The 14,868-nt window shown below is 48.6% G+C and carries 9 protein-coding genes; 8 read left to right on the top strand and 1 reads right to left on the bottom strand.

Going from position 1 to position 14,868, the window contains the following annotated elements; all coding sequences use genetic code 11:
• Positions 1 to 105: 105 nt before the first annotated feature.
• The 3 genes from Pan54_RS11265 to Pan54_RS11275 all read left to right on the top strand — a co-directional run bounded on the left by Pan54_RS11265 (position 106) and on the right by Pan54_RS11275 (position 3,907).
• A complete protein-coding gene (locus tag Pan54_RS11265; RefSeq protein ID WP_146503577.1) occupies positions 106 to 1,311 on the top strand; it encodes a sialidase family protein in 1,206 nt (401 codons plus the stop codon).
• Positions 1,312 to 1,433: 122 nt separating this feature from the next.
• Positions 1,434 to 2,471, top strand: coding sequence for an Ldh family oxidoreductase (locus Pan54_RS11270; RefSeq protein ID WP_146503578.1), 1,038 nt, complete (start codon positions 1,434 to 1,436; stop codon positions 2,469 to 2,471).
• Between the two features lie 179 nt (positions 2,472 to 2,650).
• Complete coding sequence (locus Pan54_RS11275; RefSeq protein WP_146503579.1) at positions 2,651 to 3,907, top strand: sulfate adenylyltransferase; 1,257 nt, start codon at positions 2,651 to 2,653, stop codon at positions 3,905 to 3,907.
• Between the two features lie 171 nt (positions 3,908 to 4,078).
• Here the strand turns inward: Pan54_RS11275 and Pan54_RS11280 are convergent, their stop codons facing one another.
• Positions 4,079 to 5,128, bottom strand: a complete 1,050-nt coding sequence (locus Pan54_RS11280) for a sigma-54 interaction domain-containing protein (RefSeq protein WP_146503580.1) — start codon at positions 5,126 to 5,128, stop codon at positions 4,079 to 4,081.
• A 429-nt stretch (positions 5,129 to 5,557) separates the two neighbouring features.
• Between Pan54_RS11280 and purD the strand changes: the two genes are divergently transcribed.
• From purD to Pan54_RS11305, 5 genes are all read left to right on the top strand, one after another.
• Positions 5,558 to 6,967, top strand: a complete 1,410-nt coding sequence (gene purD / locus Pan54_RS11285; protein WP_146503581.1) for a phosphoribosylamine--glycine ligase — start codon at positions 5,558 to 5,560, stop codon at positions 6,965 to 6,967.
• Positions 6,968 to 7,149: 182 nt separating this feature from the next.
• On the top strand, positions 7,150 to 9,003 hold the full coding sequence (locus Pan54_RS11290; RefSeq protein ID WP_146503582.1) for a hypothetical protein: 1,854 nt from the start codon (positions 7,150 to 7,152) through the stop codon (positions 9,001 to 9,003).
• A gap of 374 nt (positions 9,004 to 9,377) precedes the next feature.
• Complete coding sequence (locus Pan54_RS11295; RefSeq protein WP_165441731.1) at positions 9,378 to 12,020, top strand: DUF1592 domain-containing protein; 2,643 nt, start codon at positions 9,378 to 9,380, stop codon at positions 12,018 to 12,020.
• A gap of 205 nt (positions 12,021 to 12,225) precedes the next feature.
• Positions 12,226 to 13,584 carry a DUF1552 domain-containing protein gene (locus Pan54_RS11300; protein WP_207310115.1) on the top strand — a complete coding sequence of 453 codons (1,359 nt, stop codon included), beginning with the start codon at positions 12,226 to 12,228 and terminating at the stop codon, positions 13,582 to 13,584.
• Positions 13,585 to 13,687: 103 nt separating this feature from the next.
• Complete coding sequence (locus tag Pan54_RS11305; protein ID WP_146503584.1) at positions 13,688 to 14,857, top strand: ABC transporter permease; 1,170 nt, start codon at positions 13,688 to 13,690, stop codon at positions 14,855 to 14,857.
• Positions 14,858 to 14,868 lie beyond the last annotated feature (11 nt).

The following is a 14,868-nucleotide window of genomic DNA, read 5'->3' on the forward strand; positions in this document are numbered from 1 at the left end:
TGATAGACCCATTCAATTCGAAAGAACGCTGGCATAATGCATCAGCAATGAACTATACATGGTTCAGCTGATTCCAGTATTTTCGAGTATCGAATTGGATAGACCATGTCGAAATTTTCATTGCATCTTATTCTGATGATCTCCCTGTTCTTTTCTGTGAAGTCTTCTCTTGCACAGGAAAATGACTTGATTCACACTCGGGCCATTCCAATTGAAGACCGCGTGATGCTCGACTTGCCCAAAATTGGGACACAGTCTGAAAAAATCGATTTCCGTAAGCTTCCGAAAATTCCATTTGAACATGCTGTGATCAGCGATGTGCGTGACCAGGGCGGACATTGGGTTCATCAGCATGCCTATGTCTGCGACTTTGCAAATCAGTATTGGGCCATGTGGAGTGATGGACCAGGCCTACCTCGTTCTGGCGTGGCTCCAGAAAAGCATCGAAATATTGTGCCCGGGCATGACCGCCCGGGAACGAGAGTTTCCTACGCGACCAGCTCAGATGGTTTAAATTGGAGTGAGCCCAAAGATTTGAGCGGTCCGCCCCGACGAGAGGGATTCGGTTGGATTGCCCGTGGATTCTGGATTCGTGATGGCCAACTCCTTGCACTGGCAAGTCACTTTAATGCTCCTGGATATCCGGGACCTGGTTTGAGCCTGGAAGCCTTTCGTTGGGACGAAATGAAGAACTCATGGGAGAGCCACGGCACGGTCAATGATGACACTCTGAATAATTTTCCACCAAAGAAACTCCCTGATGGTCAGTGGCTGATGACAAGACGCGATCATCGCCAGCAAGTCAGCGTTATTATCGGTGGTGTTAATTCGTTCGACGATTGGCACAACCGACCGCTGGCGAAATATGGAAAAGTACAGAAGCCAGAAGAGCCTTATTGGTACACTTTGCCGGATGGGAAAACGCTGGTCGGTTTAATTCGCGACAATGGTGGCTCAAAACGCTTACTACGTTGCTTCTCGACCGATCAGGGAAAAACCTGGAGTGAAATTCAAACAACGAATTTTCCAGATGCGACTAGCAAATTTTTTGTGCTTCGGACATCCCGTGACTTTTACGTACTGGTATCCAATTCAAATCCTAAAAGACGGGATCCTCTCACCATTGCAATCAGTCGAGACGGACTGATCTTCACATCTCTGCTCTATCTGATTGGTGAGCGCCACATCGATTATCCGCACATCATCGAAAAAGATAACCACATTCTGATTGCATTCTCGGGAGCAAAACAGACTATGGAAGTCGCGAAAGTGAAACTCGACGACCTGGAAGATGCATTAGACGCTGAGTGACTTTTTCCATTTTGATCAGGTTCAATCAGCATGGCATTTCAATAGCTTGCGATGTCATCCATAAATTGCCACACTCGGACAAATAATGATTTTTAATACAACTTCTGCCAACGGATGCATCGATGCCGGTATTATCTGCGAATGAACTTTTGGAAATGGGAACAAAGATCTTAACTGCTGCGGGAGCAACTCCTGAAGAAGCAAGTGTTGTGGCTGCGGAACTTTCCGGGGCGAATCTGGTCGGGCACGACAGCCACGGTGTGATGAGATTGATGCAATATGTGAGTTTCATTCGAGATGGTCACATCAAACCGGGAGTCAGCCCGGAAGTGATTCGGGAAGGAGCGGCTTTTCTGGTTGTCGATGCCCATTTCGGGTTCGGTCAGGTCGCTTCCACTTTTGCATTCGATCAGCTGGCTACAAAAGCCCGCGATTGCGGAACAGCCGATGCTTTCATTCGCAATTGTAATCACGTCGGCCGACTCGGCTCTTATACGGAAATGGCAGCCGAGAAAGGCTTTGCCGCTTTGATGTCCGTAAATGCTCCCGGCCCAGGCCAAGTAGCGCCATTCGGAGCGATGGAGCGTCGCATGGGAACGAATCCGATTTCGATGGCGGCTCCCGGAAACGAGGCTCCCATCGTGCTCGACATGACGACCAGTGCAACAGCCGAAGGGAAATTGCGAGTTGCTCATCAATCGGGTCTGCAGGTCCCGGAAGGCTGGATGATTGACGGAGCCGGCAACCCGAGTACAACTCCCGGCGACTTTTATGCAGAACCTAACGGCTGCATTTTACCATTGGGCGGCCCGTTGGCTCATAAAGGTTTTGGCCTTTCCGTGATGGTCGATGTTTTTTGCGGAATCCTCTCTGGCAGCGGAGTCGGTCGAAACGACTTGCCTCGCGGAGCCAACGGAGTCTGGATGCAGCTGATCGACATCGAGCAAATAGTCGGGCGAGAAGAATACGATGGCTGGATGAAGTCCTACGAAGAGCACATCAAATCAGCGAAAAAATGCCCGGGCGTGGAAAAAATCATGTTTCCAGGCGAAATGGAACGACAAACCTATACCAAGCGAATTCAGGATGGCGTTTCCATTCCAGATGAAACCTGGCGTCAGATCAGTGAATTGGCAGGGACTTTGAATGTTTCAGTCTGATTCAACTCCTTCAGACATTTGATATATACAGTCATTGATCTGACAGGAAATTCGCTTTTCTGAAACTCCCGGTTGACGCTGGCTTGTCAGATGTTCTATCTTCCGGCACGGGTGGACAGCATGCGTCCGCTCTTTTTACGCAAACTGTTTCCTCTTTCCCACGTAGAACCAATTAAACTATGAGCGATCTAATTCCTGTGCATGGTGGTCTATCTGAACCTGTCTGCCGCACTGTTCCGGCAGCAGATGTCGAGACCTTCAAAAGCGAAGCGGCTTCTTTGACAAAAGTGCCGATGACTGCTGCTGACCTCTCCAGTGTCTACCGTATTGCAGACGGAACACTTTCTCCGCTCGAAGGTCCGATGGACAGTGCGACCTACAATCTTGTACTCGATGAGTCGGTCATCGAAAACGATGGCAAAAAATATGCCTGGACCATTCCGATTTCTTTCCCGGTCACTTCCGAACTGGCTGGCAAACTGTCTAGCGGTCAAAAAGTTGCTTTGACCTGCCCGGAAGGTAATGTCGTCGGCACGCTGGATATCAGTGATGTCTTCGAATGGGACAAACCTCGTTATCTGAAATCTGTTTACGGCACCGAACGAACCGATCATCCGGGAGCCGACATGGTTCTTGTGAACGATGCCGACAAAACACACCTGCTCGGCGGAACCCTGATGGCATTGCCACAGCCAAAGAATCCTTCATTCGGTCAGTATGTTCTCAGCCCACGTGAAACTCGCAAACTGGTTGCTGATAAAGGCTGGGATGCCGTTGTCGCTTTCCAGACACGTAATCCTCTGCACCGTGCACACGAATATGCTCTCGTGTACGCACTCGAAACCCTGATCCGCGATGGCAAAAACGCAGGTGCGATTCTGAATCCTCTGGTTGGTGAAACCAAAGGGGATGACGTCAGTGCAGAAATCCGCATGGAAACCTACGAGAAGTTGATTTCCGATCGTGCAATGGGTGATGGCGACAGCGATCCCGAACTGTGGGGACCTCGCAATGAAGCTGTGCCGGATCGCGTTGTCCTGCTCGGTCTCGACCTCAAAATGTTCTACGGCGGACCAAAAGAAGCGGTCATGCACGCGATTTATCGCCAGAACTACGGCTACACCAACATCGTGATTGGCCGTAAACATGCCGACGCTCCCTTCAAAGATGGATCCGCCATCTGGGGTGATTTCGATGCTCAGGAAATCTTCAATAACCTGAACGGAGAACTGCAGATCAAGCCGATCAACGTCGGCTTTGCAGCGTATTATGAATCAATGGGCCGCGTCGATTTGATGGAAAATCATAAAGACGAAAAGCCTGTGTTCATCTCTGGTAAAGACGTCCGTGCGACACTTCAAAAGGGTGAATTGGTCGATTCACGAATTATGCGAGAAAGCACTTCGCAGATTCTGGCAGCGGCTATGAAACAATAATCATCTTCGGATGAGATGCAAATAATAAAAAGCCGATCGAATTTTCGATCGGCTTTTTTAATGATTCAATCAACCATGAATACAAGCACGAAGCGCAAGCGAGTCTGTTGATCCAGAGAGAACACACTCGCTTGCGCTTCGTGCTTGTAAAAAAATTCGCCTTCAACCTTCTCAAGTCGCATCATCCGCTAACCCATACTCTTCAATTTTCTTATGCAACGTGTTGCGATTGATCCCGAGTCGGGTGGCGGTTTTGGTCTGAACGCCGTGGCAGACTTTTAGGGTCTGGCTAATCAGTTGCTTTTCGACCATGGAAACAATCTGCTGGTAGAGGTCGGTCTCGTCACCGGATTGTTCGGCCATGCCGAAATTAATTAACTCTTCGCAGATCGTTTCGACATTGCGAGACTTACTGATCCCCAGGCGAATTGGCGAAAGTCCTCGAACATGGGGCGGCAGTAAATCGACGGAAAAGTCTGGGCCATCGGCCATAACGACCGCTCGTTCAACATAGTTTTCCAGTTCACGAACATTACCAGGCCAGGTGTAGGTCGTCATTACTTCCAGAGCATCTTTGGTCAACTTCAGTGGTGCACAGTCATTTTCGGCTGCATATTTATCGATAAAATATTCAATGAGTTCGGGAAGATCTTCCGTGCGATCCCGTAATGGTGGCAAAAAGATCGGCAGCACATTCAGTCGATAATACAAATCCTCTCGAAATCGTTCTTCTTCGACTTCTTCCAGTAATTCGCGGTTGGTCGCAGCGACAATTCGGGTATCGACCGTGATGGTCTTTGTATCTCCGACGCGTTCAAACTCATGTTCCTGGAGCACGCGCAGCAACTTCACCTGCAGTGGGAATCCCATGGAGTTGATTTCATCGAGAAACAATGTTCCGCCGTGAGCCGCTTCGAATCGTCCGGTTCGGTTCTCAAAAGCACTCGTAAATGCGCCCTTCACATGGCCAAACAGTTCGCTTTCGAGCAGACTTTCACTCAGGGCTCCACAGTTAACCCGAATATAGGGTCCCGAACGACGAGGGCTCAGTTCATGAATCGCCCGGGCAATCAACTCTTTACCGGTTCCAGTCTCTCCCAACAGCAAAACTGTCGCCGAGGATCGCGCGACCCGTTCGGTCGTGCGATACACTTCCTGCATGGCAGGGCAATTCCCTATGATTCCTGCCAGAGCACTGGGGCGATCAGAAGCGATGTTCATTTCTCTATTTCAACTCAAATGGTGTATTTCAAAGTTCGTGATTTGCCTGTCGGATTTCTCCAATGGACAATCGCGCGGTGCACTGTGATATAATATCGCACTTGATTGCAATTATTATAGGCTTCTAGGCAAATTTTGATGACCTTTTTACGAAATCATACGTACACATATCGGAATAATTGTTTATCCCCAAATAAATAAGTGCCTAACCAGAATGCACGTCGCCTGCTTATTAAGCATTCCATGTATATTTAATGAGCATTTTTGAATAGTGGTGCATATTCTCAAGCCGATCTTAGACTGATAAGACAAACTGGATCTTGCTCACGGGATTGCGATTCCTGATTGGATCGGTATAACGAAATGCCAAATAACCCGTAATTGGGTATTTCTCTGTATTGAAATGCTTTTGAGACCGTTGAGATTCCTATGAAAGTTCTTGTGATTGGCCAGGGTGGACGTGAGCACGCATTGGTGTGGAAGTTGTCGCAATCCCCTCAGGTCACAAAAATTTATTGTGCTCCAGGTAATGCGGGGACTTCGCAGCATGCCGAGAATGTGGATATCTCCGATGCGGACATCGATCAACTCCTGGCTTTTGCCAAGCGGGAAAAAATTGACCTGACAGTGCCCGGACCGGAAGTCCCGCTGGTTCTAGGCGTCGTCGATCAATTTCGCAAAGCAGGCCTGACGATCTTCGGCCCGACAAAAGCAGCAGCCGAGCTGGAAGGCAGCAAGACTTTCGCTAAGCAAATCATGCGTGGGGCAAAAGTTCCAACTGCGGATTACATCACGTTTGATAATCTGAATCGAGCAGTGAATTATATTCACGAACGCTGTGGCGGGGGACGATTTGCCTCCAACGAACGTCCTATGAATGTGACTAATGAAGAGGGAGAACTCTTTCAGCGAACGAACCCTCTTTGGGAACAGCCAATTGTCGTGAAAGCCGATGGGTTGGCAGCCGGTAAAGGTGTGCGAGTTTGTCATGACGCTGACGAAGCCCTCGAATTTGTAAGGGATTGCCTGGCGGGAAACCGTTTCGGAGAAGCAGGCAGCCGAGTGATTATTGAAGAATGCCTGATGGGTGAAGAAGCGAGTATTCTGGCGATTGTTGATGGCAAAACAATTGTCACGCTCGATGCCAGCCAGGATCACAAAGCCGCTTACGATGATGATCAGGGACCCAATACCGGCGGCATGGGGGCTTACTGCCCAACGCCCGTAATTGATGCGGCTATGATGGATCAGATCACACAGACGATCCTCATTCCACTGGTTCACGAGATGAAGCGAAAAGGCTGTCCGTTTGGTGGTGTGCTTTACGCCGGCATCATGATGACGCGGCAAGGCCCCAAAGTTCTGGAGTTCAATGTGCGATTTGGAGATCCAGAAACGCAGCCGGTATTAATGCGGTTGAAATCCGATCTGTTCGAAATGCTGTATGCAGCAGCGCAGGGGAAATTGCGGGACGTGCCGGAACCGGAGTGGGATCCGCGACCAGCCGTCTGTGTAGTCATGGCTTCCAAAGGGTATCCTGGAGACTATGAAAAAGGGTTTGCAATTCGTGGTCTCGATCCTAAATCTGACTCGGAAACCTCGCGAGTTTTTCATGCGGGCACGAGCATAAAAGACGGCAAGATCGTCAACTCAGGCGGCCGCGTTCTCGGCGTGACGGCTCTGGGAGATAATCTCGACCAGGCGAAACTGAATGCCTACGAACGTGTTAAGGGGATCCGCTGGGAAGGTGCCTGGTGCCGTAAGGATATCTCTGATAAAGCCCGGCCAAAAACTGAGGCAAATGTTGAGGAGACAAAAGTTGAGACCGATGAGGTCTAACTTGTAACCCATCAGCTGATTCATCAAAATGGAACCGCAGATGGACGCGGATGAACACAGATTTTTTATCCGCGTTTATCTGCGTCCATCTGCGGTTCAATTCTTAGAGAAACTGACATCGCTACTCGTCAGGCACAGCCTGACCTACGGCTTTTTGAAATGGTGGGACGATTTTGAGTCGGATGTTTGCCAGTTTGATTCTCATCATTGCAGGGATGACGCTTTGCAGTGTCCCCTGCTCTGCTCATCCGATTTCTGTTTCTGATGCGTTTGTCGAAATCGAACCGGACCGGCTTGTGACCCGTATCGAAGTGTACGTTGAAGATCTCTATCTGTTCCACAATCTGCCGCTTGATGCTGACAATAAACTTTCCGTTGAGGAGATCAAACGGGGGACAGAATTGCATCGCAGTTTTCTGGAGAAGAATTTTTTCATTCTCGATCAGGATGGCACTCCGTTAATGCCAAAATTTCTTTCCGTTGATGATCAGGATCTTCCCGGCGTTGCGATTCCGTTTGGGCAGTTGATGTTCTTTAAGCTGAATTATCATTTTGAGTATCCGATCTCGGAACCGCCTCAGTTTTTGACGTTCCTGCATAAGTTCGTGAATGAGAAATCCGCCTTTCCTGCGGAAGTGCAGGTCAAAGTAAAACCTCCTTACGGCAGTCGTCTGCAAAGCCTGCTGTTGCCCAATCAGCCTTGGACGACGGAGATTCCGACGAAGGAATCAGCAACAAAAGAAGCGGAACTCTCTCCTCAAGAACAGATGGAACAGGATCGTCAGAATTCTCTGGGGATGCGATCTTATGGAGAAACTTACGCGTTTCTGTATGTGGAGCCGAATGAAATTCGCCTGGAAACTTTGGTTCCGCTGGCGACGCTCTCAGGCTCCCTCGATATTGCCTCTGACCCAACCGGCAAACTCGATCTGAAACAGCAGGAAGAATTGAAACCGAAAATCGAAGAGTTGTTCCGCAAGTCGATTCAGCTGAAAACCGATGGCGAGCCCACTCCGGTGGAATTCGATCGCATTGAATTTTTCGGAGTCGCCATTCGCGATTTTTCCAAGAACCGCCCGCCCCAAGTCGTCAGTATGGCGAATGCTCGGGTGGGTGTGATTCTTTCGATCTCAAGAACACCGTCAGATAATAATGTGGAACTGAAATGGGAGCTTTTCAATGAGTTTCTGTATCAGGTCAGTTTGATTCTCGTGCAGGGAGAAAGCACCGAGCAGAAAACTTTGCGGCAGGTGGATGATCAGAATGTTTTGACGTATTCACTAGTTCAAAATAATGAAGACCGTCAACTACCCGCTTCGGTTTTAATTGGCCCGGAATTGCAGATGCAGTTGGATCAGCTCCATGAAATGCAGTCAAGAATCCCCCTCCTGAAGCGGACATTCATCGGGCTGGTTGCCTGTTTGATTCTAACCGTAACAGTCTCAATGTTATTATCGAGGGATAATCGAATAAAATCCTACTTCCTGAGTGTAGTTATTTTATTAAGTGCTCTGTTAATTGCACCTACTATTACTACCAGCTGGACTATCCAACAATCAATGATCGTTGAATTTGAGTCCAGGGTGAATGCCGAGGAAATTACCGAACAACTCTTAACCCAGGTTTATCAGGCCGTGAATGAACGGGACGAAACTGCGACTTTCGAAGCGTTGGAAAATGTTGTTTCCGGTCCTCTGCTGCGGGAGATGTATCTGGAGATTCGGCAATCGCTGACGATGGAAACACAGAACGGAGCGGTTGGGCAGGCGGGTGCAGTTGAAGTTGAAACCTGCGAATTACTCTCCAACAATTTCGACAATTCAGCAGGTCCTGAATTTCGTTATCTGTGCCGTTGGAATGTGCCGGGGCGCGTGGAACACTGGGGGCATATTCACGAACGGACGAACAGCTATCTGGCGGAAATGCAGATCTCTGCTGATCCGGATGATCAAGGACAATATCTCTGGAAAATTACAGAGCTTGAGTTACAAAATGTAGATCAAAAACCAATTTCAACGTCGGTTCGTAAATTTTAATCGCTTGCCTACATCCTGATTATTCCCCCAAAATTCCCAGAAATTTGGCTGGAATGGGTAATTTACCCTATAAGGTTTGACGAGATTTAGTAAAATAAAGATGCGCTGATATCATTATGTCAATCAATGACTGATTGCATAGGGGCCATCAAGCCAACGTTTCCCGCACAATATGCACGCCAACTTTCCTTCCTCATGGCTTCCGCAAAACTATTGATTTTCAAGTGATTTCAGTTTCCACAACTGTAATTTGCATCAATTTTGCCGCGACTCAAGCGAAATTGTTGCTCCAGAGCCATGGACTGCCTCTATAATTGAACATGCAAGTATTTCAGTTTCGCTGCCCGAATTGTAAAAAGTCATTGCGAATCCGCATGGATCGTGCCGGTCAGACTGCGCAGTGTCCGAATTCAGACTGCGGCGCCAAATTGAAACTGCCAACTCTGGAACAGATTGAAGCCAAGCTCAAAATGAAGGCTCTTAACAAAGAGTCATCTTCACAACCTCCGGTGAAACCATCGAAGCAGACGCCTGTCGCAAAAAAACAATATACAAAGCCTGTTCGAACCAAAAGGCCTGCACCTGAGTTTGCACCGTTACCAAAAACGAGACGGGAACTTCGCTCCGGCAAGCAATCTGCAACCAAAACCAAAGGTCAAAAAAAATCTGCCAGAAGACTCTGGCCGATTGCGGTCGGTATTGCCGGAGTTGTCGTGCTGGCGTTTGCCGTCAGTAGTTTTCTGCCTTCCGGGTCAACTGGAGATGTTTCTCCTGGTTCTACTCGCATTTTTGCCGAACAGCAAAATGAGTTTTCGACTAAAGTCATCCCGTTTCTGGAAAAATATTGTATCGACTGCCACAGTTCAGATTTTTCTGAGGGGGGTGTCAAATTCGATCAACTAGATCCCGATACCAATCTGCTGGAGAACCATGAATTCTGGCATCATGCCTATCTGCAGATTTCACTGGGAGCAATGCCACCCTCCGATGCCGAGGCTCCTCCTCAAGCTGAGCGGGAAGCTGTCGCAAAATGGCTGGATGGTGCAGTCAATCACTTCGATTGTCAGGGGATCAGTAATCCCGGGCATGTGACCGTGCATCGATTGAATCGTTCGGAGTACGACAACACAATCCGCGATTTACTGGGCGTCAATCTTGAACTCTCGAAAAACTTTCCAACTGACGATGTCGGCTACGGATTCGATAACATCGGCGATGTGTTAACGATCTCTCCGATTCTGATGGAGCGATATCTTTCAGCTGCAGAAACGGCGACCTCAGCTGCGATTGCGTTGCCGGAATCTTTCATTGTCGATCGCAAGTGGACTGGAAACGATTTTGTGATCAGTGGTTCTGGCTCAGCCAATTCCAACGAAGTCGGCTTCCCTTCGCGAGGCTCGGCCAAGGCTCGCTTCAAGGCCACTGCCGCAGGAAAATACGAATTCAGTGTGGTTGTCGCTGCGACTCAGGCGGGCGATGAACTCGCCAAATGTAAGATCTCACTTGACAATTCTAAAATTGAATCCCACGAAATCCCTGAACATCGAAAATACAAAACGATTGCCTGGTCGCAGGATGTGAAAAAAGGGGATCACGAACTGGATGTCGCGTTTGAAAACGATTTCTACGATCCAGATGCGGAAGACCCGAAGCGTCGCGATCGAAATATGTATTTGAAATACGTTGAAATCATTGGCCCGGAAAAAGTGCCTGACTCGGCTTATCCTGCTTCACATCGCATGATTGTGACCGCCACGCCTTCCGACAAACTGGCCCCTGAGCAAGCGGCATTGCAGGTTATGAAAAAGTTCACTGACCGAGCATTCCGTCGGCCCGTCACCGATCAGGAATTGACTCGTTATTTGAAAATCTTTGAGCTGGCTCAGTCTCGTAATGAAACGTACGAACGATCGTTGCAGATTGCGATTCAAGCCGTGCTGGTTTCGCCCGAGTTTCTGTTCCGTATTGAAAACAAACCAGATAGCAAGAATGCTGTGGCTGTTGAGAATTTCGCGCTCGCCTCACGAATCTCTTATTTCCTGTGGAGCAGCATGCCGGATGAAGAATTGTTTGAGCTGGCAAAGTCTGGAAAATTGAATCAGGATGAGGTTCTGACCAAACAAGTTAAACGAATGCTGCTCGATCCAAAGGCCAAGGCTCTCACCGAGAATTTCGTGGGTCAATGGCTGGGACTGCGACAATTGAACGAGCTCTCTCCCGACCCGGATATGTTTCCAGAGTTCAACAAAGAACTCGTTCGAGATATGCAGCAGGAAACCGAACTTCTTTTTGCTAACATCCTCGAACGGGATTTAAGCCTTACAGAACTTCTAACCGCAGATTACACATTCGTTAACGAAAAACTGGCAAAGTTATACGGAATTGATTCGGTCAAAGGATCCAAATTTCAGCAGGTCAGCCTAAAAGAAAAACCACGACGAGGATTGATTTCCCATGCTGGTATTTTGACACTGACATCTTTTCCAAACCGAACCTCTCCTGTAAAACGTGGGGAATGGGTACTGGAAAATATCCTGGCTCAAGATCCTCCCCCTGCTCCCCCCTCAGTTCCATCGTTGGAAGAGACTCAGGCCTCGAATCCAAATCTTTCTTTCCGCGAGCAGTTAGTTCTTCACCAGAAGGACCCAATTTGCAGTTCGTGCCACAAATTGATGGATGGGATCGGTTTTGGTCTGCAGAATTACGATGCGATTGGACGATGGCGTGAGGAAGAGGGAGGGCATCCGATTGACTCTCGCGGCGACCTGCCTGATGGGAAATCGTTTAATGGTCCACTGGAATTGATAAAAATTTTGGGACAACGCCCTGATGAGTTTACCCGTTGTCTTTCAGAAAAAATGTTGACCTATGCCCTGGGGCGTGGTCTACAATGGTATGACCGTTGCACAATTGACGACATTATTATGGCAACCCGGAACGATGAATACCGCATCTCCCGTTTGATTGTGGAAATCGTAAAGAGTCCCGCCTTCCGCAAGCAGCAGGTAAGCCACTAATGTCATTTAGTATCAATGTCTAACAATACTCAAATTGCTTGCGAAAGATTTTAGAACACGGGTGGCGGGGGCGCTCTCGAAGAGAAGCCCCCGACTTATAGAAATTCCGGGGGCTTCTCTTCGAGAGCGCCCCCGCCGCCCAAGGTTATTTGAGTCAGTAAAACAGATAAATTAAACTCGGCTTCTCTACAGAATTGGAAATACAATGAGTTCAACAACACGACGAAATGTGACCAATTTTCAACTTGATCGCCGCAATTTCATGCGTGGTGCTGGTGTCGTCATGGGATTGCCATGGCTTGAAGCGATGATGTCATCAACATCGTTTGCTGCGGCACCAACTGCTGCCGTGCCGACCCGTATGGCGTTTGTGTTTTTTGCCAACGGTGCCATCATGAAAGACTGGACCGTTAAGGGGGAAGGCAAAGATTTCGAACTCTCCAAAACGTTAAGCTCACTCGCCCCAGTGAAAGATGACTGTCTTTTTCTGTCCGGTTTAACTCACGATAAAGCCCGCGCCAATGGCGATGGTGGTGGCGATCATGCCCGAAACTCCGCTTCCTTCCTGACGGCTTCTCAACCTCGCAAAACGGGGGGAGCAGATATTCAGGTTGGTATTTCCGTCGATCAGGTTGCAGCTCAGAAAATTGGAACACAAACTCACCTGCCTTCTCTGGAAATTGGCATCGAAGGGGGACGTCAAGCAGGGGTTTGCGATTCGGGATACAGCTGTGCTTATCAATCGAATATCGCCTGGAGATCTCCCAATCAGCCCGTAGCTAAAGAAATCAATCCCAAGCTGGCTTTCGAGCGACTGTTCGGGATGTCGTTGACAGATGTCAAGAAAAGTCAGGATCGTGATTTTTATCGGACCAGTATTCTCGATGCGGTTTCAGAAGATGCCAGTAAACTCTCCGGTCGTTTAGGAAAAACGGATCGGCAGAAACTGGATGAGTACTTCACCAGTGTGCGAGAAATTGAACAGCGAATTGGACGAGCCGCTCCTCAGAAGCGACAATTGCCGCCTGAGTTTGAAATTCCTCAAGGTGTTCCAGCCGATGTGGATGCTCATATTCCTTTGATGTACGACATCCTGACACTCGCTTTCCAGACAGATTCAACCCGCGTCGCGACATTCATGCTGGCTAATGGGGGCTCGAATCGTACGTACTCTCATTTGAATGTGAAGGGAGCGCATCACCAGTTGTCTCACCATCGCGACGAAGCCGATAAAGTTGCTGACTTGCAGAAGATCGATCAATATCTGGCCAAAGAATTCGCTCGATTTGTTCAGAAACTCAAAACGATTCCCGAAGGTGAAGGCACACTGCTCGATCACAGCATGATCCTCTACGGCAGTGGAATCAGCGATGCCAATCGTCATCGTCATGAAGACTTGCCAATTGTGATCGCAGGTAAAGCCTCTGGAAAATTGCAAACCGGACGGCATCTGGTTTATGAAAAAGAAACCCCGATGGCGAATCTGTACTTGTCGATGCTCGATCGAATGGGGACTCCCATCGATGCCTTCGGTGACAGCACGGGACGACTGACGAATTTGTAAACCTAATATGCGGGAAAACTGGGGCTCCGCTTCTCTGCGACCCCAGTCACCACCCTGCTTTCATTTTTCTCTATGCTGATCGTCTCATCTCAAAGAGTTTCGTATGGGACGTTTATTATTGCTGGCCTGGAAACATGCTCGTTTTCGCTGGGTACGGACTTGCCTGTTGATCTCAGGTTTGAGTCTGGCGATTTCGATACCGCTGGCCACTTCGCTAATGACTGGCTCGATTGAATCGAGTTTGCTGAGTCGGGCTGAGCAGGTGCCCTTTGTGGTCGGGCCTCCCGGCAGTGCCGATGAACTGGTTGTGAATACGTTGTATTTCAGGCCGCGCGAGAATGGCCTGCTCGATTATGATGTCCTGGAGAAGGTCGAACAGGATCATCTCGTCTCTGCCATTCCGATTCATTTAAGGCACACTTCTCATCATTTTCCAATCGTAGGAACTTCACGCGATTATTTTCTAAAGCACAACCATGCGGTTCAGGGGAAGCTCTTTGAGCGAATTGGCGATTGTGTGCTCGGTGCTGAAGTAGCTCGCCAACTCGGTTTATCAATCGGTGATTCACTATTGAGCGATAGTGATTCCTACCTGAATCCGACGGGAGCCCTACCGCTACGGATGCGGATTGTTGGAATCCTGAAAGCTTCTCACAGTCCCGATGACCGGGCTGTGTTTGTCGATTTGAAAACGGGTTGGTTGCTCGATGGAATTGGTCATGGTCATGCGGCTGCTCTGCATTCCTCTGAAAATGAGGAGACTCAAATCAGTGCTGCTCATGGTGATCTGACTGCAGGCGGCGTCAGTTATCTGGAAGTGACAGATGAGAACTATCAGAGCTTTCATTTTCACGGAAATCAGGATGAATTCCCAATCACTTCCCTGCTTGTCTATCCAGAAAGTGAACGAAGTGGAATTATCTGGGAAGGTCGGCTCGCGGAAGACCAGTCGTTATTGACGGTCCGTCCAGTCGATGTCATTCGGGATTTGCTGGGAGTGCTCGTCAATATTCAGCAACTCGTCAATACAATCGCGTTGATACTGGGAATCATTGTTTCCGTGCTGTTTGCGGTCATCGTGGCTTTCTCACTCCAGTTACGCCAGGCAGAAATGCAAACTCTCGATGCATTGGGAGCCAGTCGATTCCTGCGTGTGCAGTTAATCTGTTACGATTTGTTCCTCATTGTATTGCTCACATTACCGATCTCGGCGTTTCTATCTTATGGCATGATTGCAATTTTTCGACCTTGGATTGAGCAGATTCTGCTATGATAGCAAATCCT

Source organism: Rubinisphaera italica (genome assembly GCF_007859715.1).
GTDB classification, from domain to species: domain Bacteria; phylum Planctomycetota; class Planctomycetia; order Planctomycetales; family Planctomycetaceae; genus Rubinisphaera; species Rubinisphaera italica.